Source organism: Desulfovibrio sp. DV (assembly GCF_001936595.1).
Classification (GTDB): domain Bacteria; phylum Desulfobacterota; class Desulfovibrionia; order Desulfovibrionales; family Desulfovibrionaceae; genus Solidesulfovibrio.
Map to the genome: position 1 here is coordinate 1 of NZ_MLBG01000056.1, position 23,393 is coordinate 23,393.

Consider the following 23,393-nt stretch of genomic DNA (forward strand, 5'->3'; position numbering starts at 1 on the left):
CGTGAGCCACATGCCAAGGCGCCCCCGGATGAGGGCGTTTCGCAGCGGCAGGGCCGGATATTCGTGGCGGTTGGCGAGCAGGTCGAGCAGGATGAGCAGTTCATCCGGGGTGCGTTCCACCACATCGGCGATGACTTCCAGGCAAAAGGCGGCGGTCTTGGGTCGCTCGGCCCGGGGGCAGTCGGAAAAAGGCATTGGCGAAAAGGAGCTTTTGCCTCGTCGCCAAGGCTGGCCAGCAGGGCCAGGGCCTGTTCCTCGGGCATGGTTTCCAGATGGGTAACGGAAAGCACCTCGCCCTCGACCCCCAGGCGAAAGAGCAGGGCAAAGGCCTGTCTGAAAAAATTTTCATCTCCGGCGTCGAGCAGGGCGGCCAGGAGATAGGCCAGTTCGGAGGCATCGGCGGCAGTGACCGGATCGTCTGCGGCGCTGCGGTCAATAAAGGCCAGGGCTTGGCGGGCCAGAGGCAACAGGGCGGTGATGTCCGAGCCCGGGGGTTGGGAAAGGCCGGTGCGCAGGGTCCGCATGATGGACCGGGCCGGCGAACCCGGACGAATCACGGCCGGCTCCGACGCGGCGGCAGGCAGCGGCTAGGACCGGGGCGCGGCGTCCACATAGTAGGATACCTGCTTGCCGGGATTGAGATAAAGCAGCACGTCCGGGGCCAGATCTTCCGGGCGCAGGGCCTTGACCACGGTCAGCTCGGTCTCGATGGTGAGGTCGATGATGAGCGCCTCACGTTTGGGGATGTCGGGGTGGTAGACCTTGACGCCCGGGCGCAGGGAGTCGCTCATGTTGGCCGAGACGACCATGCCCTGCATGGCGTTGGAGAGTTCGACCAGGGAGCCTGGGGGATAGACGCCAAGCTTGCGGATAAACATGGTCACGGCCTTGGGATCAAGCGGGCCACGCCGCTTGTACAGGGCTTTCATGGCCTCGTGGGGCGTGCGCAGGGTGCTGCCGTCCTTGGCGTTTAAAAAGCGGTCGTAGACATTGGCCACAGCGGCGATACGCGCCCCAAGGACCATGGCCGGGCCTTGCAGCCGGGCCGGAAAGCCCGTGCCGTCGAGGAGTTCGTGATGCTGCAGGACCAGCATCTGGGCCGAGGGCGGAAAGCCCGGGACCGCGGCCAGCATCTTGGCCCCGATCTTGGGATGTTCCATGTAGTATTCCTTGAGCACCTTGCTCATGGTCACCATGTTGCCCTTGGAAAAACCGCTGGATGGGCACGCGCCCCTTGCCGACGTCGTGAAACAGGGAGCCGACCCCGACTTCCTCGATCTCGACCTTGCCCAGACCCATCTCCTTGGCCAGCATCATGGACAGCACCGCCACGTTCAAGGCGTGGTAGTGCTTGGCCTCGTCGCGCATCTTGGCGGTCATGACGTTTATGAGCACGTCGAGGTCGGAGAGAAACATCTCGGCCATGGGGCCGACGACTTCGCCGGCCGCCTCCAGCACTTCGGCGTTGGGCGAACTGACCTTCTTGATGGCCTCGACCACCTTGTCCATGGCCTTTTCGTAACGGCGTTCGCAGGCGGCAAAGCGTTCGAGGCGGTCCTTGTTGCGCTCAATGGTCTCGCGTTTGAGACTTGAGAGTTCGGCCGAAACCGGCGTGCGGGCGGTGGCCCAGGGGCCTTTCTGGCGTTTTCCGGCCAGACCGTCGAGTTCTTCCAGGGAAATGGGCAGCCGGTCGGACTTGTCAGGCACGCAATAGACATGGGTCAGGCCCAGGCCTACGACCTTGGCCACTTCGGCCTCGGTGCGCAACTTGAAGCCCTTGGGCGGGAAGGGGTGGGACAGGCCGGGTTCATCGATACGGATGAAAAGCCCCGGGCAAAGCTGTTCCACCAGAATGGGATATTCGTCTATCTGCATGGCCTTCCCTGAAGTGCGTGGATATCGGCCCGTCTGCCTCGCGCCTGCCGGCCGCGACATGTGTCGCGTAGCATCACGGACTATACGCGCCGGGAAAAAAAACTGTCAACACGCATGGTTCGCCGGCTTTTTCGGACAGCTTGCCGAAACAGCCCGGACATGGGTATGAAACAGAATACACTCTCCCACGCGCCATGCCAGAACCACCCGTTCCCCATACCAGGGCCGTTGCCGGCCAAAAGCCCGTCAAGGGCGTTTTCTCCATTGATTCGCAGCAACTGCTTGGCATCGCCGGCATCAGCCGGGCCAGCCAGCGCATCTTTTTTTATGCCGAGCAGCAAGACGAGCAGGGACGGGTGGCCATCCAGCGCCTCAGCCGTGCCTTTATTCCTTCCGGAACCAAGCGGTTTATCACCCGGGAGCAGTTGCTGACCCAATACCAGCCCGAGCCGTCGATTTATTTAAACAAGGTCGTGCCGGTCATGCGCCGGTTGGAGGAAGCGGTCGGAACCGCGGACACCCATCGGCAGCGCCAGGAACTGTTTGCCGCCGAGTTTGAATACAAATCCATTTTGCGGCTGGACGAGGAACACGTCAAGGCGGCCTTCGGCCTGGGGCTGACCTACCTGGAGCGTCAGGAAAAGCACAACGCCGATGCGGTTTTCCATAAAATCATGCGCATCGACGCAGCCTTTTTGCCCGAACACAAGCATCTCTATAATGAATTCGGCATCCAGATGCGAAAGCTCGGCATGTACGATGAAGCCATGCGCTACTACAGCCGGGCCTACCTGCTGTGCCGGACCGACGAGCATCTCCTTTACAATATGGCCCGGACGCTTTTTGAAAAGGGGCGGCTCAAAAGTTCCCGGGCCATGCTCGGCAAGGCCCTGCGCCTCAATGCCGGCTTTCCCGAGGCCAAGGCATTTCTGGCCTTTTTGGAGTCCCGGGAACGGGGAGAAACGCTGGCTGAGCCGCCTCTGGAAGAGGTGGCCCCACCCGTGGACAAGCCCCCCGGGGCGCTTGATGCACCAGAAGACCCGGGGCCGCAAGCCCGACCGACGCCCGGAGTTTGACAGGGCGTACGCGGCAGGGCAAACACAGCCCAACCACAACCATCCCGGCTGATCCTGGGCGCTGTTGCGTCTGGTCGTTTCAAGGAGCAAAGCCATGGGCAACGTCAAGGTCGGCGTCAAGCTTTTCACCCTCATCGTCGTTACCTCGCTGGCCGCCCTGGCCATTGGTTTCATTGGCTATCAGGGGCTTTTGCGCACCGGTGCGGCCCTGTCCGAGGTGGCCGGCAACACGCTGCCGTGCGTGGCCGGGCTTGGCATGGTGAAAGAAGGACTGCTTGCCGCCCAGTCGGCCGAACGAACCATCCTGGTGCCGGAGCTGGCCAATTCCAAGGAATTTGACCGGCAGCGGGAGAATCTGCAGGCCGGACTGGCCCTGGTCGATACCGGCCGGGCCGTGGTCGATGGTTTGCACCTGGGCGAGGAAGAGGCGGCCCAGTGGAAGACGTTTAACGAGGCCCTGGCTGCCTGGCGCAAGACCAACGCCCAGGTGCTTGATCTCGTCTCCAACGGCAAGCGCAGCAACGCCCTGACCCTGTCCATCGGCATCTCCATGCTTTCCCAGAAAAAAGCCATGGAGTCGCTCAATGGGCTGCTCGAGCGCAGCCGGACCCGGGCCGACACCCAGGCCGACACGGCCCTGGCCGACGCCGGCAAACGCACGACCGTCCTCATGCTGGTTGCCGGCCTGTGCGTGGCCGTCTCGGCGCTGCTTGGCACCATCATCACCCTGTCCATCACCCGGCCCCTTGACAAGGGCGTGGCCTTTGCCCGGGCCGTTGCCGGCGGCGATCTCGAAGCCCGGCTGGATGTGGCCGGCCGGGATGAGATCGCCCAATTGGCCGATGCCATGCGCCGGATGCTGGCCTCCCTCAAGGACCATATCGCCACGGCCCTGGCCCGGGGCGAAGAGGCGGCGGCCGAAGCGGCCAAGGCCTGTACGGCCATGGAGGCTGCTGAGGCGCATCGGCTGGCCGCCGAGACCGCCCGGCAGGACGGGATGCTTCATGCCGCCGGCCGGCTGGCCGAGGTGGTCGGCGTGCTGACCGGAGCTGCCGACGCCCTGGCCGGGCATACCGAGCGGGCCACCCAGGGAGCCCAGGAACAGTCCTCGCGCCTGTCTGAAGCCGTGGCCTCCATGGGCGAGATGCGCTCAACCGTGATTGATGTGGCCCACAACGCGGCCACGGCCTCCGGCACGGCGGCGTCGGCCCGGGACAAGGCGGCCAGCGGAGCGGTGGTGGTGCGCCGGGCTGTGGACGGCATCAGCGCCGCCCGGGACAAGGCCCTGGCCCTGGCCCGGGACATGGCCGAACTGGGCGGCCAGGCCGAGGGCATCGGCCGGGTGCTCGGGGTCATTTCCGACATTGCCGACCAGACCAATCTGCTGGCGCTCAATGCCGCCATCGAGGCTGCCCGGGCCGGCGAGGCCGGACGCGGCTTTGCCGTGGTGGCCGACGAGGTGCGAAAGCTGGCGGAAAAGACCATGACGGCCACGGCCGAGGTGGGGCAGGCCATCCGGGACATCCAGGTGGGCACGCAAAAAGGCGTTGCCGGCGTGCGCGAGGCCGCCCAGGTCATCGAAACGGCCAACACCCTGGCCGGCGAGTCAGGGCAGGCCCTAAGCGCCATCGTCGGCCTCGTGGAAACGGCCTCGGATCAGGTGCGCTCCATTGCCGCCGCCTCCGAGCAGCAGTCGGCTGCCAGCGAATCCATTGAAAGCACCATCGCCGATGTGGGCCGCGTTTCCGAGGATACGGCCCGGGCCATGGAGCAGGCAGCTGGGGCGGTGGCCGATCTGGCGGAACAGGTCCGGGTGATCGAGGGACTTATTGGCGAATTGCGCGGCGAGGGAAGGCCGCTTCCCCTGCCGTCTGCCGGCCTGTGACCATCTTGACCCTTAGGGGCAAAGCGTCTAGGTTGCCACGTTTACGTTTTGGCCATATCCGGCGCAATCATGACGCCATCCGGGAGGCTTCCCGGAAAACGTTTCCAGCACGGGGGTTGGATCATGGGTGTTCGGACTGATTTTATCTGGATGGACGGTACGCTGGTTCCCTGGGACCAGGCCAATGTGCATGTCCTGACCCACACCTTGCATTACGGCGTCGGCGTGTTCGAGGGCATCCGGGCCTATGAATGCACCGATGGTTCCTCAGCGGTTTTCCGCTTAAACGAGCACATCGACCGGTTGCTCGGTTCGGCCAAGGTCATGAACATAAAGGTCCCCTACACCCGGGACCAGCTGGCCGAAGCCTGCATTGAGACCCTTCGGGCCAACAAGATGACCGCCGGCTATATCCGGCCCATCATTTTCATCGGCTCGGGCGAGGCCATGGGCGTCAATCCCGGCCCCAACCCGATCCGTGTGGCCATTGCCGTGTGGCCGTGGGGCGCCTATCTCGGGGCCGAAGCCCTGGAAAAGGGCATCCGCATCTGCACGTCGAGTTACACCCGCCACCACGTCAACGTCATGATGACCAAGGCCAAGGTGGCTGGCAACTACGTCAACTCCGTCCTGGCCAAGACCGAAGCCCTGGCCGACGGCTACGACGAGGCGCTCATGCTCGATCCCACCGGCTACGTGGCCGAGGGCACCGGGGAAAACGTCTTTATCGTGCGAAACGGCATCATCAAGACCCCGCCCATGACTTCGATCCTGGCCGGCATCACCCGCGACAGCCTGATCACCCTGGCCAAGGAACTCGGCTACGAAGTGGTGGAACAGCTCTTTACCCGCGACGAAGTCTATATGGCCGACGAAGCCTTTTTCTCCGGCACCGCCGCCGAACTGACCCCCATCCGCGAACTTGATCGCCGGGTCATCGGCGAGGGCCATGCCGGTCCCGTGGCCAAGGCCCTGCAGGCCGCCTTTTTCAAGGTGGTCAAGGGCGACAACCCGGCCTACGCCAAGTGGCTGCGCCGTTATAGCCTGTAACCTGCCCCGGGCGGTCCCGACCACCGCGCCAGGACCGCCCGGACACGCCCCATGAGCACTGTCAGCCTTACCGCCAAATACCGCCCCCAGCGCTTTGCCGACGTGGCCGGCCAGGAGGCCGTCAAACGCATCCTGTCCAGGGCCGCCGCCGAGGACCGGATTGCTCCGGCTTACCTGTTTAGCGGCACTCGCGGCGTGGGCAAGACCACGCTGGCCCGGGTGCTGGCCAAGGCGCTCAATTGCGAGACCGCGCCCACGGCCGAGCCCTGCAACGTCTGCTCCCAGTGCCGCCAGATCACAGCCGGGGTCTGCCCCGACGTCATCGAAATCGACGCCGCCACCCACGGCAAGGTCGACGACGCCCGCCGCCTGAAGGAAGACGTGGGGTATGCGCCCCTTAACAGCCGCTACAAGGTCTTCATCATCGACGAAGCCCACATGCTGACCACGGCGGCCTTCAATGCCCTGCTCAAGACCCTGGAAGAGCCGCCGGCGCGCGTCACCTTTATCCTGGCCACCACCGAGCCGCACAAGTTTCCGGCCACCATCATCAGCCGCTGCCAGCACTATCTGTTCAAACGTCTGGCCCAGGCCGAGCTCGAAGCCCATCTGGCCAGCCTGCTTGCCCGCGAGGCCGTGCCCTTTGAACAAAAGGCCGTCAGCCTCATTGCCCGGCGCGGGGCCGGCAGCGTGCGCGACTCCATGTCGCTTTTAGCCCAGGTCCTGGCCCTTGGCGGGGCGGAGCTGACCGAGGCCGACGCCCGAAACGTGTTGGGGCTAGCCGGGCAGGACGTCTTTTTCGGTCTGATCGAAGCCATTCGGGCCGAGGATGGTCCGGGCGTGGTTGCAGTGCTGCGCCAGGTGCTGGACAAGGGCCTGGACATCGGCTTTTTCCTGCGCGAGTTGGCCTCCATGTGGCGCAATCTGTTTCTCTTGCGCCAGGCCGGCGAAAAGGCCCTGTCCGTGGTCGATCTACCGGCTGAGGAAGCCGGGCAGTGGCTGGACTGGGCCGGCCGCATCGAGGCCGCCCACATCCATGCCTGCTGGCAGATGACCCTTGAGGGCCAGCGCCGTGTGCAGACGAGCCTGGAGCCGGCCCTGGCCCTGGAGCTGTTGTTGCTCAACATGGCTTATCTGCCGCGTCTGCTTCCGTTGCAAAATCTTGCCGCCTGCGCCGCGCCGGTTGCGCCGGCCTCCGGTCCCGGACCGGGTGGCGGGCCGGCTGCCGGCCGGTCGCCCCAGACCCCCCGGCCTGGCGGCTACCGGCCCCAGCCCCTGGCTGACCAGCCGGCCCCGTACGGGCAGCACCGGCCGGCTTCGGCCACGCCCCAGGCCCCGGCTCCGACCCAGGCGTCTCCCCCGGTTGCGGCCCCGGTTCAGCCGTCGCCTGCCGTCAAGACGCCGCCGCCGTCCCAGGCTCCGTCTCACCCATACCAACCGGCTGCGGCCGAAGTTGCGCCGGGTGGCACGGCGGGCGAGGCTCCGGCCCGGCCGGCCCAGGCCGGCCCGCAGAACTGGGACGGGTTTAAGCGTTTTGCCGCCAACAAGGGCGAGATCGCCGGACTCAAGCAGGCCCGCGGCGTCTACCACCCGGACCCGGCTCCCGGCGAAGTGGTCATCGGCTGCGCCAATGCCTTCCACCGGGGGCAGCTCATCCATCCGGACAAATTCCGCCAGCTCTCAGCCCTGGCTTCGGAATATTTCGGACAGGGCGTGACCGTGCGGGTGGAGGAGGGCGGCCAGGAATCCGACCGCATGTCGCCCCAGGATCTCAAGGACTACATCGACGGCCGGCCGGAAGTGCGCCAGGCCGTGACGACATTTGACGCGGAAATCATTGAACGCAAGCCCCGATAGAGGAGAAGCAGCATGAAAGGGATGAGTGAACTGGTGCGTCAAGCCCAGGTTATGCAGAAAAAGATGGCCAAGCTTCAGGAAGACCTGCAGGAACGCACTGTCGAAGGCTCGGCCGGCGGCGGCATGGTCACGGCGGTGGTGACCGGGGCCAATGAACTGAAGGCGCTGACCATCGACAAGACGGCCGTGGACCCCAATGATGTGGAGATGCTGCAGGATCTGATCCTGGCCGCCGTCAATGACGGCATCAAGAAGGCCAAGGCCATGATGGAGGCCGAGATGGGCCAGATCACCGGCGGCATCAAGGTTCCCGGCCTGTTCTAGCCTTCCTGCCCGAATCGTCGGCGTCGGCCGGCAGGAATTCCTGCCGGCCGGCCCGGCCGCACAGCTTTCTTACGCAAACGGACACCCGCCCATGGCATCGCAAACGACCCTGCCCGTCCCCCTGGTGGAACTGGTGGAGCAACTCTCCCGGCTCCCGGGCCTTGGCCCGAAATCCGCCCTCAAGGTGGCCATGACGCTGCTCGAATGGCCGCGTGCCCGGGCCGATTCCCTGGGCGACGGCATTTTGCGCCTGCGGGAGCGGCTGTGCCTGTGCCGCCACTGCGCCGGCCTGTCCGAGACGCCGGTGTGCCCGGTGTGCGCCGATCCCAGCCGCAACCATGACCAGCTGTGTCTGGTGGCCCAGTGGGACTCCATCATGCAGATCGAGGAAACCGGGCTTTTTGCCGGCCGGTATCTGGTCCTTGGCGGCCTGCTCGATCCCCTGGAAGGGGTATCCGCCGGCCATTTGCGCCTGGATGTCCTGCGCGCCCGGCTGGCCGAGGGCGAGATCACCGAGTGCATCCTGGCCCTGGGGGCGACGCTGGCCGCCGAATCCACGGCCTCGCACATCAAAAATCTTCTGGGCCGCGAGTATCCCGCCATCCGGCTCACCCGACTGGCCCAGGGAATTCCTCTGGGGGCTGAAGTCAAATACGTGGACAAGGAAACCCTGTCCCAATCCCTGCGCTACCGCCAGGACCTCTAAGCCAACGGAACAAAGCGGCACGGCATGGCAATAGAACTCACGGTCGAGGTGCAGACCGTCACCTTCTTTAACGAGGAGAACGGCTACCTCATCGCCCGCGTCAGCTCCAAGGACGAACCGGGCGCTTTTTCCGTGGTCGGGCCGGTGCAGCGGGTCACCCCGGGCGAGGTATTGCGGGTCACCGGCTCCTGGGCCACCCATCCCAAATACGGCCGCCAGTTTCAGGTCGAAACGGCCGAGCGGGTGATGCCAGCCACGGTCAACGGCATCCGCCGCTATCTGGCCTCGGGCCAGATCAAGGGCGTGGGCGGCGTCCTGGCCACCCGTCTGGTGGACGCCTTTGGCGAAAAGGTGCTCGACATCCTCGACAGCGAACCGGAAAAGCTGCTGACAGTGGAAGGGGTCGGGAAAAAGAAGCTCAAGGAGATCAAGGCCTCCTGGGACGCCCAGAACGAAATCCGGTCGCTGATGCTTTTTTTGCAGACCCACGAAATAGCCACCACCCACGCCGCCAAGATCCAGCGCCTCTACGGCAACGCCGCCGAGTCCCGTATCCGGGCCAACCCCTATGAACTGGCCTACGAGATCCGGGGCATCGCCTTTAAAACCGCCGACGCCATGGCCCTTCGCCTGGGCTTTGCCCCGGACAGCCCCGAGCGCATCCAGGCCGCCCTGGCCTATGTGCTCTTCACCATGGGCGAGCAGGGCCATCTGTTTGCGCCCAAGGACGTGTTGTTTGAAAAAACAGCGGCCATGGTTGGCGACGTGGCTCCCGAACGCCTGGAAGAGGGGCTTGGCAGCCTGGAGAGCCTCAAACGGGTCAAGGTCGAGGACCTGCCGGCCCAGGGCATTGAATCGGCCGTCTATCTGCGCCATTTCTACGCCCTGGAAGTGGAGATCGCCCGGCGCATCCAGGAACTGGCCAACCATCCCGGGGCTGAGTTGCGGGGCAAGGTGGAAAAGCTTCTGCCCGCCCTTGAATCCGAAGCCCGCATCCAGCTTTCCCCGGAGCAGCGCCAGGCCGTGGTCGATGCCTGCGCCAACAAGGTCTTTGTCATTACCGGCGGACCCGGCACCGGCAAAACCACCATCACCCGTATGGTGGTGGCCGCCCTTGACAAGTTGTCGTTAAAAGTCAAACTTGCCGCGCCAACAGGCCGGGCGGCCAAACGGCTCTCCGAAGCCACCGGGCAACCGGCCGCCACGCTGCATCGGCTGCTGCAGTCCGCGCCTGACGGCTCCTTTGGCCTGTGCGAGGATAACAAGCTCAAAACCGACGCGCTGCTGGTGGATGAGGTCAGTATGCTCGACGCCAGGCTTTGCGGCCACATGCTGCGGGCCTTGCCTTTTACTTCGCGCCTCATCCTGGTCGGCGATGCCGACCAGCTGCCTTCGGTTGGCCCGGGCAACGTCCTGGAGGACATCCTGGGCAGCGCCAGCGTCGGCAGCGCCCGGCTGACGCATATTTTCCGCCAGGCCCGGGAAAGCATGATCGTGGTCAATGCCCACCGGGTCAACAATGGCCAGTTCCCCCAGGCGGCCGAGAAAAAGCCGCCTGAAGCCGATTTTTTCTGGGTGGAGCAGGACGATCCGGCGGCGGTGCGCGACCTGATCGCCGCCCTGGTCGGCGAGCGCATTCCCGAGGTCTACGGACTCGACCCCATGCGCGACGTCCAGGTGCTCTCGCCCATGCACAAGGGCGAAGCCGGCACGCAGTCCCTAAACGAGGCCCTGCGGGCGCGGCTTAATCCCACGGGACCGGAAGTCGTGCGCGGCAATCTCCGTTTTCGCCTCCATGACCGGGTGCTGCAGACCAAGAACAATTACGAAAAGGATGTGTTTAACGGCGACCTTGGCCACATTGTCGAGGCTGACCCGGAGGAAGGGGAGGTGCTCGTGTCTTTTGACGGCCGAAGCGTCCCCTACGACCGCTCCGAACTTGACGAACTGGCCCCGGCCTATGCCGTGAGCATCCACAAGTCCCAGGGCAGTGAATACCCAGCCGTGGTGGTCCCCATTTTGACACAGCATTACGTCATGTTGCGCCGAAACCTCATCTACACCGCCCTGACCCGGGCCAGACGTCTGGCCGTGCTGGTGGGCAGCCGGCGGGCGCTCATGTTGGGGCTTAAAAATGCCGGCGGCGAACGGCGCTACACCCATCTCAACTACCGCCTGCGGGAGCTTTTCAATGTCTGATCGGCAACATCCGGGCCCAAACCCGGCAACACGGAGGAACGGCCCGCGATGCTTGTAAAAAAAGCCGCCAGCCTGCTTATTCGTCTGGTCCTGGTGGCGTCCTGTCTGGTCTACGCCTTCTGGGGACTCGATTTTTCCGACCTGTGGGACACCATCCTGCGCTATGACGCCATGGCCCTGTTCTGGACCACGGTCTTCTCCTTTCTCGGCTACGGGGTCATGGCCATGCGGCTTAATTTCCTTTCGGGATTTACCGCCGGCAACTGGACCTGCTTCAAGGCTTTTCTGATGTCCATGGCCGTCAACAACATCGTTCCGGCCAAGCTTGGCGAACTGGCCAAGGCCTTCTATCTGCGCCGGGAATGCCGGTTTTCGCTCTCCCGCAGCATCACCATGGTCTTTTGGGAGCGGTTTTTCGATCTCAACGCCATCTTGGCCATGGGACTGGTGGTGGCCTTCCATTTCAATCTCAAGATGGCTTTCGTGCCGCTGGCGGCAGCTGTCGGCGCCATCTGGGTCGGCCTGTGGGTGGTGCGCCGCTATCCGGACTTTGTTGGCCGCATCATTGAAAAAATGCCGTCCAACCGGCTGGCCGAATTCATGGCCGAACTCAAATTGCAGGTTCTCCACGGCGTCACCCCGGGGTTCATGACGCTGTTGGGCCTCTACACCGTGGTGTGCTGGCTGCTCTATGCCGGCTCGACATTCCTGGTGCTTATGTGGGTGGCGGATCTGCCGCTGACTTTTGGCCATGCTGCAGCCGTGTTCGTCATTTCCTCGTTTGGCATGGCCATGCCGTCCTCACCCGGGGCGCTTGGCGTTTTTGAGGCGGCGGTGGTGTTTTCACTGGGCCTTTTCGGGGTGGACCGGGCCCAGGCCCTGGCTGCCGGGTTGGTGCTGCATATGGTGCAGTTTATTCCGGTGACAGTGGCTGGTCTTATGATTCTGGCCAAAAGCGGCCTCAAGCTCAGTAAGATCCGCGAGAGTGACGAAGCGCTGGATTCGTAACGTTCGACGGCCTCGGTGGCATTGAGGAAAGCAATCATGGCACATCCCTGCGCCCTCACCATTGCCGGATCCGATTCCGGCGGCGGGGCCGGCATCCAGGCTGATCTTAAGACCTTCATGATGCAGGGGTGTTACGGGCTTTCCGTCATTACCGCCCTGACTGCCCAGAATACGCGGGCCGTGACCGCCATCGAAGCCCCGACCCCGGGCTTTGTGGCCGAGCAGTTGCGCGCTGTGCACGCCGATTTCCCCATCCAGGCGGCCAAGACCGGGATGCTCTTTTCCGAAGCCATCATAACCGCCGTGGCCGATGGACTGGCGGACAAGAATTTTCCGCTGGTGGTCGATCCGGTGTGCGTGGCCCAGTCCGGGGCGCGCCTGTTGCTGGCTGAGGCCGTGGAGGCGCTTAAAGCCCGGATGTTTCCCCTGGCCGATCTGGTCACCCCCAATCGCCACGAAGCCGAGTTGCTGGCCGGGATGCCTATTGCCAGTCGCGAAGATGCTGCTGCCGTCATCCGCCGCTTGCTGGCTCTGGGGGCGCGGGCAGTGCTGCTCAAGGGCGGGCATTTTGCAGTTGGCGAGGCTGCTGCGATCGGGTTTGTGGCTGACCGCCTGGTTTTGGCTGATGGCCGGGAGTGGGAATTTGTCCGGCCCCATGTAGCCACACGCAACACCCATGGGACGGGCTGTACGCTGTCCGCCGCCATTACCGCCCATCTGGCCCTGGGCAAGACCTTGCCGGAAGCGGTGGAGGCGGCCCGGGACTACCTGCAATTGGCGCTGGAAACGGCCTGGGATCTGGGTGGCGGCGACGGACCGGTCAATCATCTGGCTCCGTACGCGAGGCTTCTGGGCCAAGCCTGATCCTTGGCCGGCTTTGCAAGCGTGGTTTGGTTTTTGGGATATTGTCTAAGTCGGGCAATTCGCGTAAGCACAAATGCCCGTCGATTGGGACACGTGCGAGAGTGGCGGAACTGGGAGACGCACCAGACTTAGGATCTGGCGGCTTAGGCTATGGGGGTTCGAGCCCCCCCTCTCGCACCAGACTGATTTTAGAGATTTCCAAGGCGCTCGTCGGCATCGAAGTTCGGCGTGCGCCTTCTTTGTCCGGGCCTTATCCCTTGTCTGTCCCGTGTACCCGAACTCACTATGGCCCGGTCCTCCCGATCTGCCTGAGCCAGACGCCCCCTGTGTTGGGAGGAGTCTCTTTTCCCCCCGTTGGCATGCCTGCTGGCTATTTTGAACGGAGTGATTATATGTATCCGCGTGTCAGGAAAACAACCGAAGTGCGCAAACATGGCACGAGGATGCGTATTATGCAAATGAAGACAGTCGCGCTGGGCCTGTGTGGGCTGCTGCTTTCGGCAAGTGTCGTCTGTGCCCAACCGCGCCCCGGCCCGGGCCCTGGGCCGGGACCTGGGCCGGGGGCAGGCGTCGCGTTCGGAGCCGGCGTCCTGGGCGGTGTGGTAGGGGGCTTGCTGGCCGCGCCCTATTACGCACCCGCGCCGGTGTATGTTGCGCCGCCGCCAGTCTATTATCCACCGCCTCCGGGATATTATTATCCGCCCCCGCCAGGGTATTACCCGCCCCCGGGGTATTATCCCCCGCCACCACGCAGGTGGTAGCCAACACGTTGTTGCAGACGGCCCCTTTCCCGGGGCCGTCTTTTTTTGTCATGGCGGCTTCAGGGGTCAGCGTTGTCCCTGCGGACGCACGGAGAGGAAACGCAGGTCCAGGGTGGCCAGCATGATCCCGAACACGATGAGGCTGCCGCCGACAAGGTGGGACAGGGATATGCGCTCGCCAAGGAGCAACAAGGACTCGATAGCCGTAAAAAGCGGCAGGGAATAATAGACGATTCCGGCCAAAACCGGGCCGATGGAGGCGATGGCCTTGGTCCAGAGCAGGTAGGCGGCAAAGGAGCAGCCAATGCCTGCATAGAGGACGCCGAGCACAACGTGGCTGTTCCAGACCGGCCTTGGCAGGATGGCGACTTCAAAAAGCATTGCGGGCAGCAACAGCACAAGGCCAAGACCGAACATGGCCGCGTTGAATCCTTCAATGGAAATGGCGGCCGGGCGCTTTCGGATAAAGAGCGAATAGACGCCAAAGCAGATTGCTCCGGCCAAGGCCCACAAATCCCCGGCCATGAACTTGAGGGAGGCAATGTGTTGCCAGTCCCCGCGGGAAACGAGTTCCACGACGCCAAGGAGAACGACAAACACGCCCACAAGGCGTCGCGGGGTGATGGGTTCGCCGTACACGATGCGTGACAGGATAATGATGACGACCGGAGCGGTCGGCACCAACAGCGCCATGTTGAGGCTTTCCGTGGTCTGGCCGGCTTTGTAGACACAAGTGTTGAGCGCTGCGACGCCGACAAAGGCCATGGCCGTCAGATAGCGCCAATGTCGGCGAATGACCGGCCAATCTGTCCGCAGCTTCGGCAGGGCCAGGGGCAGGATGCACAGGAAGGCCAGCGCCCAGCGCCAGAAGTTTAACTGAATGGGCGGGATATCATGTGCAATCCCGCGGGCCACGACGAAATTGCCGGCCCAGAGCATGGTGGCGGCCAGGGCGGCGAGGGAGCCGCGGAGTCTTGTATTCACGGGAAGGGTCCTGTTGCCGGTGGGGCGTCGAAGCAGACGACGCGGCGGCTTACTGGTTGGCGTGTCTGGTCAGGAAGATGTCGAGCTGGTTGGCAAAGGCCTCTTTGTCCCGGTTGTGAAACGGCGGGGGTCCGCCGGTCGTCACGCCGCCGCTTCGCAGTTCGTAGAGCAGGTTTCGCATGGCCAGACGGCCCTGGATATTGTCCTTGGTATAGAGTTCGCCCCTGGGATTGAGTGCGTGGGCATCCTTTTCGATGACCAGGGCGGCCAGCGGAATGTCGGCTGTAATGACCAGATCACCGGGCGAAACCAGCTTCACGATGGCCGCATCCACAACGTCGAACCCCTGGCCCACCCGGATGGTGGCGATAAGCGGCGAGGGCGGGATCTGCAGGGTTTTATTGGCCACGAGCGTCAAGCGCAGACCCAGGCGGACGGCGGCGCGGCAGAGGATTTCCTTGATGGGGCCGGGCAAGGCGTCGGCATCGGCATAGATGTGCATGGGATTTCCTTGGGCAAGGCGAGTGGTCAGAGCAGCGGATAGCGCCCTGCAAAGGCAGGCAGGTAGCAGGGAGGGCCGGGCTTGTCACCCTGTTGCCCGGTCTAGGCAGCAGCGGCAAGGGGAGGGCAGGCCTCAGGGCGTAGGAACGCCCTGAGGCCTGCCCTGCGAGGTTGCACTCCCCGATCATCCTGGGACACATTTTTCACAAACCATCCCTCGGCTGCGCTTCTTTATCGTCACCGCGATAGTGCGCTTTGGCCCATAAGGCTAGGACACCATCACTTTGCCGCATCGCGGCGATCCAAGGAGGTGGGAGTATGGCCAATGGGGCGCATGAGACCGTCAACGAATGCCGGGGAGGGTTTGGAACCTATGTCTCCGAAAACCTCACCCTGTGCGGGCAAAACCCCCGCATCGCCTGGACCGGGTATGCCGCGGCCTGGGTGGCTTTTTTCGGCATACAATTCCTTTTGCCATTGCCTGAAGGCCTCAAAACCGAGGGCCTGTCCGTGCTGGCCATCCTGGCCTGGGCCTGCATCATGTGGGTGACCGAGGCCATGCCGGTCGGCATCACCGGCATTTCCATTCCAACGCTCCTTATCCTCACCCGGGCCCTGCCCTGGAACAACGGCAATCCGCCCATGGGACAGGTGTTCTCCGGTTTCACCACCCACGAGGTCTGGCTGTGCCTGTTCGCCTTTTTCGCCGGCGCGCTGATCCAGCTCCTGGGCATGGACAAGCGCATCGCCCTGGCCATTCTCGACAAGCTCAAGGCATCGAGCGTGGGTCGCATCATCTGGGGCATGTTCTGGGTCAACGTGGTGCTGGCCTTTCTCATCCCGGCGGCCAACGCCCGGGCGGCCACGGTCATGCCGGTGGTCCAGGGCATCACCAAGCTCCTGGGCGACACGCCCCGGGAGCGCGAGGCCAAAAAGGCCATCGTCATCCAGTCCATGGTCTACGCCAGCATGATTTCAGGCATTTTCATCCTCACCGGACACATGCCAAACCTCATCATGACCGGCCTTTTCGAGAAGAGCGGCTTTAAAAACCTCGGCTACTTCAGCTGGATGATTCTGCACATCCCCTACCTGCTCATGTTCGCCCTGACCCAGTGGTGGGTGCGTTTCCACTTCAAGACCGCCGGCGTGGTTATTGCCGGCGGCCACGAGCAGATCCACAAACAACACGCCGCCCTTGGCCCCATGACCCGGCCGGAAAAAGCCATGCTGGCTGTCTTTGGTCTGGTGGGCATCCTTTTCATGACCGGCAAGGGCAGTCCCCTGAGCCTGCACCAGTACCAGCTTGGCGTGGTCGGGCTGGTCGGCATCATGATCCTTTTTATTCCCGGGCTTTTCCCCTTCAAGTGGAAGGCCGTGCAGGACCGCACCATCTGGGGCACCTTCCTGCTCCTTGGCGGAGCCATCACCATGACCGACGCCATGTCCAAGTCCGGCCTGGCCGGCTGGATGGCCGAGCATATCCATGTGCTGGTCCAGGGCATGGGCTGGTGGCAGACCTTGCTGGTCATGATGCTTGGCACCCAGGTGCTGCGCGTGGGGATGCTCTCCAACGTGGCGGCCGTGGCCATGCTGGCCCCCATTGTGTTCGCCATGGGTCCCAAGCTGGGCCTGCATCCCGTGGCTTTTACGCTGCTTATTTGCAACGTAGACACCTTTGCCTATCTGCTTCCCACCCAGATCACCGCCGCGGTCATCGCCTACGGCACCGGCACCTTCAGCACGGCCGACTACGCCCGTTCGGGCTGGGTGTGCATCCTGTTGGCCATTGCCTTTGGCATCTGCGTCATGGCCCCCTGGTATGCCCTGCTGGGGATGCCGGTCTGGAATCCGGCCGCACCCTGGCCCTATTGATACTGTCCTGCAACCAAGTCTTGCGATCAAACGCGAAGGAGGAATCCCCGTGCCCCATATGGCAACCAACCCCCTGACCCTGGACGCTGTCGAAACCGTGTATGTGGACTGCGACGTCCTCATTATCGGCGGCGGCAATGCCGGCTGTTTCTCTGCGGTGGAAGCGGCCAAGCTCGACCCGACCCTCAAAGTGGTCATCATGGAAAAGGCCCAAATCCTGCGCTCCGGAGCCTGCTCGGCCGGCATGGACGCCATCAACACCTACATCCCGGAAGGCAAAACCCCGGAGGATCTGGTCCGCTGGTGCCGCTCGCAGGTCGGCGGCGGCCCCATCCGCGAGGATCTGGCCCTGTCCAACGCCCGGGAACTCAACGAGTCCGTGGACGATCTGGAGCGCTGGGGCCTGCCCATCCTGCGCGACGCCGAAGGCAAGATCCGCTACCGCGGGGCCTGGGACATCTCCATCCACGGCGAGCAGCTCAAACCGATCATGGCCGAAAAAGCCATCGAAGCCGGGGCCGTGGTCTACAACCGGGTGGCCTGCACCCAGTTGCTCATGGACGGGGAGCGCTGCATTGGCGCGTTGGGCTTTGGCGTGCGCGACGGGAAGTTCTATGTCTTCCGGGCCAAGGCCACCATCAACGCCACCGGCGGCGCGGCCGGCCTCTATAAAAGCTACACCGCCGACGCCACCGACAGCCACCACCAGATCTGGATGTGTCCCTACTGCGTGGGCACCGGCTATGCCGTGGGCATCCGCCAGGGCGCGGAAATGACCTCCATGGAGCAACGCTGGGTCGCCACCCGGACCAAGGACTTCTGCGGTCCGGTGGACACCATCTCTGTCGGCTACAAGGCCCCGATCATAAACGCCAAGGGCGAACGCATCATGCAGACCCGCTACGCCCACCTCGGCGGCGACAAGGCCCCGCGCTACATCCGGGCCAATGCGCCCATGGAGGAATGGCTGGCTGGCCGCGGTCCCACCTATTGCGACACCCGGGGCATGGAACCGGAACTGGCCCGGCAGATGATGACGGATTACCTGAATGAACGTCCGAGCTTCGTGCTGTTTCTGGCCAGCCGGGGCCAGGACCCGGTCAAGGAACCGATTGAGATCTACGGTTCGGACCCCTACATCGTCGGCGGCCACACCCAGTCCGGTTTCTGGGTCGGGCTTGACCGCATGACCACCGTCCCCGGGCTTTTTGCCGCCGGCGAGACGGCCGGGGGCAATCCCAACAAGTTCGTGGGCGGCTGCGCCGCCGAGGGCAAATTGGCCCTGCGCGGCGCCATCGCCTACATGCAGGGGCTGACGTTGGCCGAACCCGATGCGGGACAGATCGAGGCGGAAAAGGAGCGTGTCTACGGGCCGCTCTTGCGCGGGGCGGACTTTGACGGCCTGACCGCCATTGAGATGGAAGAGCGCCTGCAGCGGCTCATGGACGAATACGCCGGCGGCACCAGCCAGTTTTACCGCACCAACGAAGAACGCCTGGACTATGCGCTGAAGCACCTGGCCATGCTGCGCAGTCAGACAGTCTATTTGAAGGCCGAAAACCTGCACGATCTCATGAGCGTGCATGAGGTCATCGACCGGATCGATGTGGCTGAAGTGCTGTGCCACCACTTGAAGTTTCGCAAGGAAACCCGGTGGCAGGGCTGGCAGACGCGGTCGGATTATCCCGAGATCGACCCGGCCTACGACTGCCATGTGGAAAGCCGCCGGGACATGGCCACCGGGGCAATTGAAACATTCACCCGACCCTACGAACAGATCGTGTCGGGCGACCGGTACAAGCCGTAAAGGAGGACGACATGCCGCCGATTATCGACCACAAAAAATGCAACGGCTGCCAGGGACGCGAGGAATCGTTTTGCGAAGAGGCCTGCCCGGGCGATCTCCTCTATGTCGGGGCTGACGGAAAATCGCACTGCCACGCCACCCGCGATTGCTGGGATTGCATGTCCTGCGTCAAGATGTGCCCGCGAAACGCCATCGAAACGCGCATGCCCTATCAGCTCGGCTACCACAAGGCGCGGCTTCTGCCGATCATGGGCAAAAACAGCATCACCTGGAAATGCACGGATATAAACGGCGAGACTGTGACCTACAAGTACAGGAATCGCCTGGAGACGACGGACTGATCCGGTCAGGCCGGTCGCGCGGCGCGGGCATTTCTGTCCGCGCCGCCGGCCTTGACCCGGCGGCCAAAGCGCCTATCTCTGCCCGATGGTACAGCATCCAAGCCAGACAGACTGGCATCTTCTCAAGGGCGGTTTTTTCGACGGACTGGAGCAGGAGTTTGCGGCTTTCAAGCAGCTGGCCGTCAGGCGGCGGGTGAAGAAAAACGAGATCGTCTTTTTTGAAAACGATCGCTGCGACTGTTCCTTTTACCTCGATAGCGGCTCTGTCAAAATATTCCGGGTCTCCCTGCACGGCAAGGAGCCCACATTTTTCATTCGCTCGCCCGGGGAAATGTTCGGCCTGGCCGAGGTGGTCGGGGGCGAGCGGCGCAAGTGCTCGGCCCAGGCGCTCACCGACTGCGTGTTGCTGGAAATTGGCCGCGACCGTTTCCTGGACATCATGCTGGATAAGCCCCTGCTCGCCCTTCGGGTCATCGGCGTCCTTGGCAGCCGCATCCGCTACTTAAGCGAACAGCTTGAAAATCTCATGACCTGCGGCGTGCCCACCCGGCTGCTCAAGCTGCTGCTTTGCCTGTCCCATGACGAGATCGCCCAGGCCAGGGGCGGGCCGGTGGATGTCCCGGTGCGCCTGACCCAGGGCCAGATCGCCGCCATGACCGGTTCCTGCCAGCAGACCGTCAGCGAAACCCTGAACGCCTTTGAGCAGCGCGGCCTTATTGCCGTGTCGCGCCAGCGTATCCGCCTGCTCGATCCGGGCGCCATTGTCGACGCCTTGTCCGAATCGTCCTGCTGACCCTGGCCGGGTTCTTTCTACTCCCGGCGGTCAGGCCGAAACGTCGGTGCGTGGCGCAGTTCCGGGAGCTTCCTTCCTGGCCAGCCAGACCGTATGCCCGCCGCAGTCCGGGTCCTCAACCACATGGCGCAGCACGGCAAAGCCGTGGCCGGCGAGCTGTTCCCGGTATTCGGCGGCAGACAGGCTGTAGTGGGCAAAGGCCAGGCCGTCCATGGTCCCGGTCGCTTTGCCGTGGTCCGGGCCGCTGGTGAAAAGGAGCAGGCCGTCGGGGCTGGTGTGGGCGGCAAAGACCGCAAACATGGCCCGCTGGTCGTCGTAGGCCAGGTGGAAGAAACTGTCCCAGGCCAGGACCGCGCCAAAGGGCCGGCCAAGGGACAGGCGGCGCATATCGCCGACCATCCAGGTCATGTCCGGGAAACGCTCCTGGCATCGGGCGATCATGGCCGGTGCGCCGTCGATGCCGACGACCGGATGTCCGGCCCGAATAAAATAGCCGGCCAGCGGTTCGCCGGTGCCGCAGCCCAGATCAAGGACCGCGGCCCCGGCTGGCAGCGCCTTGGCTACGGCCGCCAGATAGGCCGACTCCATGGGCGGATCGCCGGCGAACCGGTGGGCCGCAAACCAGTCGGCAATGCCCTCGTAGCGCGAAATGATGTCGTCGTCGGTTGGCATCCCTTCGGCCCGCCTTATGATGTTCCCGCACCCTTGCCCTGGCGGATGGAGGCAATGCCCTGTTTGATCCGGGCGATGCGCTTTTCATCCGTGGGGTGGGTGGACAGGAAATTAAACAGCGGCTTGGAGTTGCCGCTTTGGCGCATCATGTCCCAGAAGCCAACCGCCGCATTGAGGTCGTAGCCGGCCTTGTCCATGAGGGCCAGACCGATGGCGTCGGCTTCGTATTCGTGCTTGCGGCTGTACGGCAGCATGATGCCAAGGTTGGAGCCGTAGCCCCAGACCCGGCTGGCAATGTCGGCCAGACGCGGGTCCTCGTCACCCAGGGCCAGTTGCAGGAGGGCTCCGCCCAGGCGCGCGCCCATCTCCAGGGTGGCCCGTTCGGCTCCATGGCGGGCCAGGGCGTGGGCTACCTCGTGGGCCATGACCGTGGCCAGCTCGTCCTCGCTGTCCACCCGGCGCAACAGGCCGCTGTAGACGAAAATTTTGCCTCCGGGCAGGCAGAAGGCATTGGTCACCCGGTCGTCGTCGAGAACGTGGAACTCCCACCGAAGATCCGTGCGGCCCGAGGCGTCGGCAATGCGGCGTCCCACCCGGGCCACCAGGGCCTGGGCGGCCGGGTCGTCGAGCAATTGTTCGGTGCGCCGGATCTGCCGGGCGGCCTGATCGCCCATGGCCTGTTCCCTGGACTCGGAGATGACCACGAACTGTTTGCGCTCGGTAAAGGGCACCCGGTCGCAGGCCGAGACGGCCAGCAGCAGGCAGCCGGCCAGAAGGGCGCGGGAAAAGGCCTTTGGCATGGAAAACCCTCGTTAGCCGGAAAAAAGCGTAAGCACGAGCAACTGGCCGGTGACAATGCGCAGGATCATGGCCAGGGGATAGACCGTGGCATAGACCGAGGCCGGGGCGTCGCCGCCAAGCATCTGGGAGGCAAAGGCCAGGGCCGGGGGATCGGTCATGGACCCGGCCAGGAGGCCGCAGGTCGAGGCGTAGTTACAGCCCAGAAAGATCCTCCCGATGATGCCGGCGGTCAGCAGCGGCACGAAGGTGATGACCGCTCCGGCTGCAAACCAGACCAGCCCCTGGCCCGAGGCCAGGCTGGACAGGAACCGGCTGCCGGCGGCCAGTCCCACGCAGGACAGAAACAGGCTGATGCCGATTTCCCGCAACAGCAGATTGGCGCTTTGGGGCATATACCACACAAGCCCCCCGAAATGGTGCAGCCGCGACAGCAGGATGGAGACGAGGAGCGGACCGCCGGCCACACCCAGGCGCACGCTGGTCGGCAGTCCCGGCACGGGCACCGGGATGCTGCCAAGCACCGTGCCGAGCAGGATGCCGATAAAGATAGGCATGATGTGGGGTTTGGCCAGATCCCGGGCGCTGTTGCCGACGAGCCCTTCGATTCCGGCCAGGGCCTCGGCCGTGCCCACGCAGCGCAGCATGTCACCCCAGTGGAGCGCCACGTCCGGACCCGGGGAAAACTCCGTGCCCGAGCGGATGATGCGGGTGACGGCCACCTCATGCCCCTGGCCAAGCCCCAGTTCCGGCACGGAGCGGCCGACAGCGGCCGGGCGGGTGACGATCAGCCGGCGGACCTCGAGGGGACCGGGCAGGGCGGGCAGATTGGCCTGGCTGCGCCGGCCGATGGCCCGGCACAGGGATTCGACAGCCTCGGCCCGGCCAACGGCGTGGAGCAACATGCCAGCAGCCAGGACCGTGTCCGGCCCGGCGACCCGGACCGTGCCGCCGTCCATGATCCGGGAAACGATCACGCCATCGGCGGCCAGTTGCGGCAACCCGGCCAGGGGCCGCCCGATGGCGTCCGGCACGGCGACCTCGATGGTGGCGGCGGTGAGGGCCGGGGTTTGCCTGGTTAAAAGCGCCTCGAACTGCCGGGTTTCCTCGGCCGGGTCGATGCGAAAGATGCGCCGCAGGGTCAGCATGGTCAAAATGATGCCGAAGATGCCGAAGGGATAGGCCACGGCATAGCCCAGCCCGGCCTGTCCGACATGGGCCTCGGCCAGACCCGGAGCCACTTCGGCAAAGGCCTGGGAGGCGGCGGCCAGGGAGGGGGTATTGGTGACGGCCCCGCTGTAAAGGCCAACGGCCACAGGCAGGGGGAGCAGGCCGGTCAGATGAAAGACGGCGGCCAGCCCGGCGCCGAGCAGGACAATGAACGCGGCCATGGCATTGAGCCGCAGTCCCCGGCGGCGCAGCGAATCCACAAACCCCGGCCCGACCTGCATCCCGATGGCGTAGACAAAAAGGATCAGCCCGAATTCCCGGACGAATTCCAGGACATGATGGTCGAGCCGAAGTCCGAAATGGCCGGCGGCCAGTCCGCTAAAGAGCACGCCTCCGACGCCCAGCCGCACCCCGGCCACCGGAATGCGGCCCAAGGCCAGTCCGGTTGCAGCCACAAGCCCCAGCACCGCAACAGCCGAAACTGCCGAGGAAGACGTAAATAATGCCGTCAACCAGCCCATGGGATAGCCTCACCGGGTTAGAGCGTCAAAGTCGTACTGTGCGCCGGCCTGGGGCTTTGGGCAGGGCCGCTTCCCACATCCGCCGGGTCCAAGACTGCGGCCAAGAGCCGTCGGCGTCAACCCTGCCGCCGGGTTATGGCCTGGAACGGATGCCGTCGGCCAGATGATTTTGGCCCTGATGCCCGGCAAAGGGGCCGGGCGTCAGGGCACAGGAACAGGATGTGCCACGGCATCGGCAGGGGGATGGCCCCCGGGGCGCCGGGAGTGTGCGACCGGAAAATTGGGCGACACCCTTGACAGCGCCGGCCTGTACAGACCAATTGCGC

The 23,393-nt window shown here is 64.2% G+C and carries 19 protein-coding genes, 1 tRNA gene and 3 pseudogenes; 14 read left to right on the forward strand and 9 right to left on the reverse strand.

The genetic code is table 11. The features are described 5' to 3' along the window. From DVDV_RS12930 to DVDV_RS23450, 4 genes and pseudogenes are all read right to left on the reverse strand, one after another. Positions 1-557 (reverse strand): annotated as a pseudogene (locus DVDV_RS12930) (hypothetical protein); the annotation flags it as partial. Positions 558-587: 30 nt separating this feature from the next. Next, positions 588-929 (reverse strand): hypothetical protein, encoded by a 342-nt coding sequence (locus tag DVDV_RS23440; protein ID WP_254845372.1) that lies wholly within the window; start codon positions 927-929, stop codon positions 588-590. A gap of 18 nt (positions 930-947) precedes the next feature. Then, positions 948-1,196, reverse strand: a pseudogene (locus DVDV_RS23915) (HD-GYP domain-containing protein); the annotation flags it as partial. A 37-nt stretch (positions 1,197-1,233) separates the two neighbouring features. After that, positions 1,234-1,935, reverse strand: a pseudogene (locus tag DVDV_RS23450) (HD-GYP domain-containing protein); the annotation flags it as partial. Positions 1,936-2,069: 134 nt separating this feature from the next. Between DVDV_RS23450 and DVDV_RS12940 the strand changes: the two are divergent. The 10 genes from DVDV_RS12940 to DVDV_RS12985 all read left to right on the forward strand — a co-directional run bounded on the left by DVDV_RS12940 (position 2,070) and on the right by DVDV_RS12985 (position 13,024). Beyond that, positions 2,070-2,951, forward strand: a complete 882-nt coding sequence (locus tag DVDV_RS12940) for a tetratricopeptide repeat protein (protein ID WP_075355069.1) — start codon at positions 2,070-2,072, stop codon at positions 2,949-2,951. Between the two features lie 94 nt (positions 2,952-3,045). Beyond that, positions 3,046-4,836, forward strand: a complete 1,791-nt coding sequence (locus DVDV_RS12945; RefSeq protein WP_075355070.1) for a methyl-accepting chemotaxis protein — start codon at positions 3,046-3,048, stop codon at positions 4,834-4,836. 123 nt (positions 4,837-4,959) lie between these two features. Then, positions 4,960-5,886 carry a branched-chain amino acid transaminase gene (locus tag DVDV_RS12950; RefSeq protein ID WP_075355071.1) on the forward strand — a complete coding sequence of 309 codons (927 nt, stop codon included), beginning with the start codon at positions 4,960-4,962 and terminating at the stop codon, positions 5,884-5,886. 51 nt (positions 5,887-5,937) lie between these two features. Beyond that, positions 5,938-7,743 carry a DNA polymerase III subunit gamma/tau gene (gene dnaX, locus DVDV_RS12955; RefSeq protein ID WP_075355072.1) on the forward strand — a complete coding sequence of 602 codons (1,806 nt, stop codon included), beginning with the start codon at positions 5,938-5,940 and terminating at the stop codon, positions 7,741-7,743. A 12-nt stretch (positions 7,744-7,755) separates the two neighbouring features. Further along, a complete protein-coding gene (locus DVDV_RS12960) occupies positions 7,756-8,067 on the forward strand; it encodes a YbaB/EbfC family nucleoid-associated protein (protein ID WP_043630632.1) in 312 nt (103 codons plus the stop codon). A 91-nt stretch (positions 8,068-8,158) separates the two neighbouring features. Further along, a complete protein-coding gene (gene recR / locus DVDV_RS12965) occupies positions 8,159-8,773 on the forward strand; it encodes a recombination mediator RecR (protein WP_075355073.1) in 615 nt (204 codons plus the stop codon). A 24-nt stretch (positions 8,774-8,797) separates the two neighbouring features. Further along, positions 8,798-10,972, forward strand: coding sequence for an ATP-dependent RecD-like DNA helicase (locus DVDV_RS12970; protein ID WP_075355074.1), 2,175 nt, complete (start codon positions 8,798-8,800; stop codon positions 10,970-10,972). 48 nt (positions 10,973-11,020) lie between these two features. Further along, positions 11,021-11,980, forward strand: coding sequence for a lysylphosphatidylglycerol synthase transmembrane domain-containing protein (locus DVDV_RS12975; protein WP_075355075.1), 960 nt, complete (start codon positions 11,021-11,023; stop codon positions 11,978-11,980). Positions 11,981-12,016: 36 nt separating this feature from the next. Next, positions 12,017-12,844, forward strand: coding sequence for a bifunctional hydroxymethylpyrimidine kinase/phosphomethylpyrimidine kinase (thiD, locus tag DVDV_RS12980; RefSeq protein ID WP_075355076.1), 828 nt, complete (start codon positions 12,017-12,019; stop codon positions 12,842-12,844). A 95-nt stretch (positions 12,845-12,939) separates the two neighbouring features. Continuing rightward, positions 12,940-13,024 (forward strand) — tRNA-Leu (locus DVDV_RS12985). Positions 13,025-13,671: 647 nt separating this feature from the next. On the opposite strand, the gene DVDV_RS12995 is transcribed toward DVDV_RS12985, so the two are convergent. Further along, positions 13,672-14,589: a DMT family transporter gene (locus DVDV_RS12995; protein ID WP_075355077.1), complete on the reverse strand. Its 918-nt coding sequence runs from the start codon at positions 14,587-14,589 to the stop codon at positions 13,672-13,674. 49 nt (positions 14,590-14,638) lie between these two features. After that, positions 14,639-15,091, reverse strand: coding sequence for a YaiI/YqxD family protein (locus DVDV_RS13000; RefSeq protein ID WP_075355078.1), 453 nt, complete (start codon positions 15,089-15,091; stop codon positions 14,639-14,641). Positions 15,092-15,408: 317 nt separating this feature from the next. Here DVDV_RS13000 and DVDV_RS13005 point away from each other — a divergent pair, with 317 nt between their 5' ends. The 4 genes from DVDV_RS13005 to DVDV_RS13020 all read left to right on the forward strand — a co-directional run bounded on the left by DVDV_RS13005 (position 15,409) and on the right by DVDV_RS13020 (position 19,906). Then, positions 15,409-16,965 (forward strand): DASS family sodium-coupled anion symporter, encoded by a 1,557-nt coding sequence (locus DVDV_RS13005; protein ID WP_075355079.1) that lies wholly within the window; start codon positions 15,409-15,411, stop codon positions 16,963-16,965. A gap of 58 nt (positions 16,966-17,023) precedes the next feature. Next, complete coding sequence (locus DVDV_RS13010) at positions 17,024-18,772, forward strand: adenylyl-sulfate reductase subunit alpha (RefSeq protein WP_254845371.1); 1,749 nt, start codon at positions 17,024-17,026, stop codon at positions 18,770-18,772. 11 nt (positions 18,773-18,783) lie between these two features. Continuing rightward, a complete protein-coding gene (locus DVDV_RS13015; RefSeq protein WP_075355081.1) occupies positions 18,784-19,113 on the forward strand; it encodes a 4Fe-4S binding protein in 330 nt (109 codons plus the stop codon). An 85-nt stretch (positions 19,114-19,198) separates the two neighbouring features. After that, complete coding sequence (locus DVDV_RS13020; protein WP_075355082.1) at positions 19,199-19,906, forward strand: Crp/Fnr family transcriptional regulator; 708 nt, start codon at positions 19,199-19,201, stop codon at positions 19,904-19,906. 30 nt (positions 19,907-19,936) lie between these two features. Here DVDV_RS13020 and DVDV_RS13025 read toward each other — a convergent pair whose 3' ends face one another. The 3 genes from DVDV_RS13025 to DVDV_RS13035 are packed head-to-tail and all read right to left on the reverse strand — an operon-like array spanning position 19,937 to position 23,067. Next, positions 19,937-20,578: a class I SAM-dependent methyltransferase gene (locus tag DVDV_RS13025; protein ID WP_075355083.1), complete on the reverse strand. Its 642-nt coding sequence runs from the start codon at positions 20,576-20,578 to the stop codon at positions 19,937-19,939. A 14-nt stretch (positions 20,579-20,592) separates the two neighbouring features. Next, positions 20,593-21,378, reverse strand: a complete 786-nt coding sequence (locus DVDV_RS13030; protein WP_075355084.1) for a M48 family metallopeptidase — start codon at positions 21,376-21,378, stop codon at positions 20,593-20,595. Between the two features lie 12 nt (positions 21,379-21,390). Further along, complete coding sequence (locus tag DVDV_RS13035; RefSeq protein WP_075355085.1) at positions 21,391-23,067, reverse strand: putative transporter; 1,677 nt, start codon at positions 23,065-23,067, stop codon at positions 21,391-21,393. Positions 23,068-23,393: the final 326 nt, after the last annotated feature.

What these genes read in the sequence shown, in the direction of transcription:
- DVDV_RS13035 (WP_075355085.1), bottom strand. Translation starts at nt 23,067, where the DNA reads ATGGGCTGGTTGACGGCATTATTTACGTCTTCCTCGGCAGTTTCGGCT.
- DVDV_RS23440 (WP_254845372.1), bottom strand. Translation starts at nt 929, where the DNA reads ATGAAAGCCCTGTACAAGCGGCGTGGCCCGCTTGATCCCAAGGCCGTG.
- DVDV_RS13025 (WP_075355083.1), bottom strand. Translation starts at nt 20,578, where the DNA reads ATGCCAACCGACGACGACATCATTTCGCGCTACGAGGGCATTGCCGAC.
- DVDV_RS12950 (WP_075355071.1), top strand. Translation starts at nt 4,960, where the DNA reads ATGGGTGTTCGGACTGATTTTATCTGGATGGACGGTACGCTGGTTCCC.
- DVDV_RS13010 (WP_254845371.1), top strand. Translation starts at nt 17,024, where the DNA reads ATGGCAACCAACCCCCTGACCCTGGACGCTGTCGAAACCGTGTATGTG.
- recR (WP_075355073.1), top strand. Translation starts at nt 8,159, where the DNA reads ATGGCATCGCAAACGACCCTGCCCGTCCCCCTGGTGGAACTGGTGGAG.
- DVDV_RS12970 (WP_075355074.1), top strand. Translation starts at nt 8,798, where the DNA reads ATGGCAATAGAACTCACGGTCGAGGTGCAGACCGTCACCTTCTTTAAC.
- DVDV_RS13020 (WP_075355082.1), top strand. Translation starts at nt 19,199, where the DNA reads ATGGTACAGCATCCAAGCCAGACAGACTGGCATCTTCTCAAGGGCGGT.
- DVDV_RS13030 (WP_075355084.1), bottom strand. Translation starts at nt 21,378, where the DNA reads ATGCCAAAGGCCTTTTCCCGCGCCCTTCTGGCCGGCTGCCTGCTGCTG.
- thiD (WP_075355076.1), top strand. Translation starts at nt 12,017, where the DNA reads ATGGCACATCCCTGCGCCCTCACCATTGCCGGATCCGATTCCGGCGGC.
- DVDV_RS12940 (WP_075355069.1), top strand. Translation starts at nt 2,070, where the DNA reads ATGCCAGAACCACCCGTTCCCCATACCAGGGCCGTTGCCGGCCAAAAG.
- DVDV_RS13005 (WP_075355079.1), top strand. Translation starts at nt 15,409, where the DNA reads ATGGCCAATGGGGCGCATGAGACCGTCAACGAATGCCGGGGAGGGTTT.
- DVDV_RS12945 (WP_075355070.1), top strand. Translation starts at nt 3,046, where the DNA reads ATGGGCAACGTCAAGGTCGGCGTCAAGCTTTTCACCCTCATCGTCGTT.
- DVDV_RS12960 (WP_043630632.1), top strand. Translation starts at nt 7,756, where the DNA reads ATGAAAGGGATGAGTGAACTGGTGCGTCAAGCCCAGGTTATGCAGAAA.
- DVDV_RS13015 (WP_075355081.1), top strand. Translation starts at nt 18,784, where the DNA reads ATGCCGCCGATTATCGACCACAAAAAATGCAACGGCTGCCAGGGACGC.
- dnaX (WP_075355072.1), top strand. Translation starts at nt 5,938, where the DNA reads ATGAGCACTGTCAGCCTTACCGCCAAATACCGCCCCCAGCGCTTTGCC.
- DVDV_RS13000 (WP_075355078.1), bottom strand. Translation starts at nt 15,091, where the DNA reads ATGCACATCTATGCCGATGCCGACGCCTTGCCCGGCCCCATCAAGGAA.
- DVDV_RS12975 (WP_075355075.1), top strand. Translation starts at nt 11,021, where the DNA reads ATGCTTGTAAAAAAAGCCGCCAGCCTGCTTATTCGTCTGGTCCTGGTG.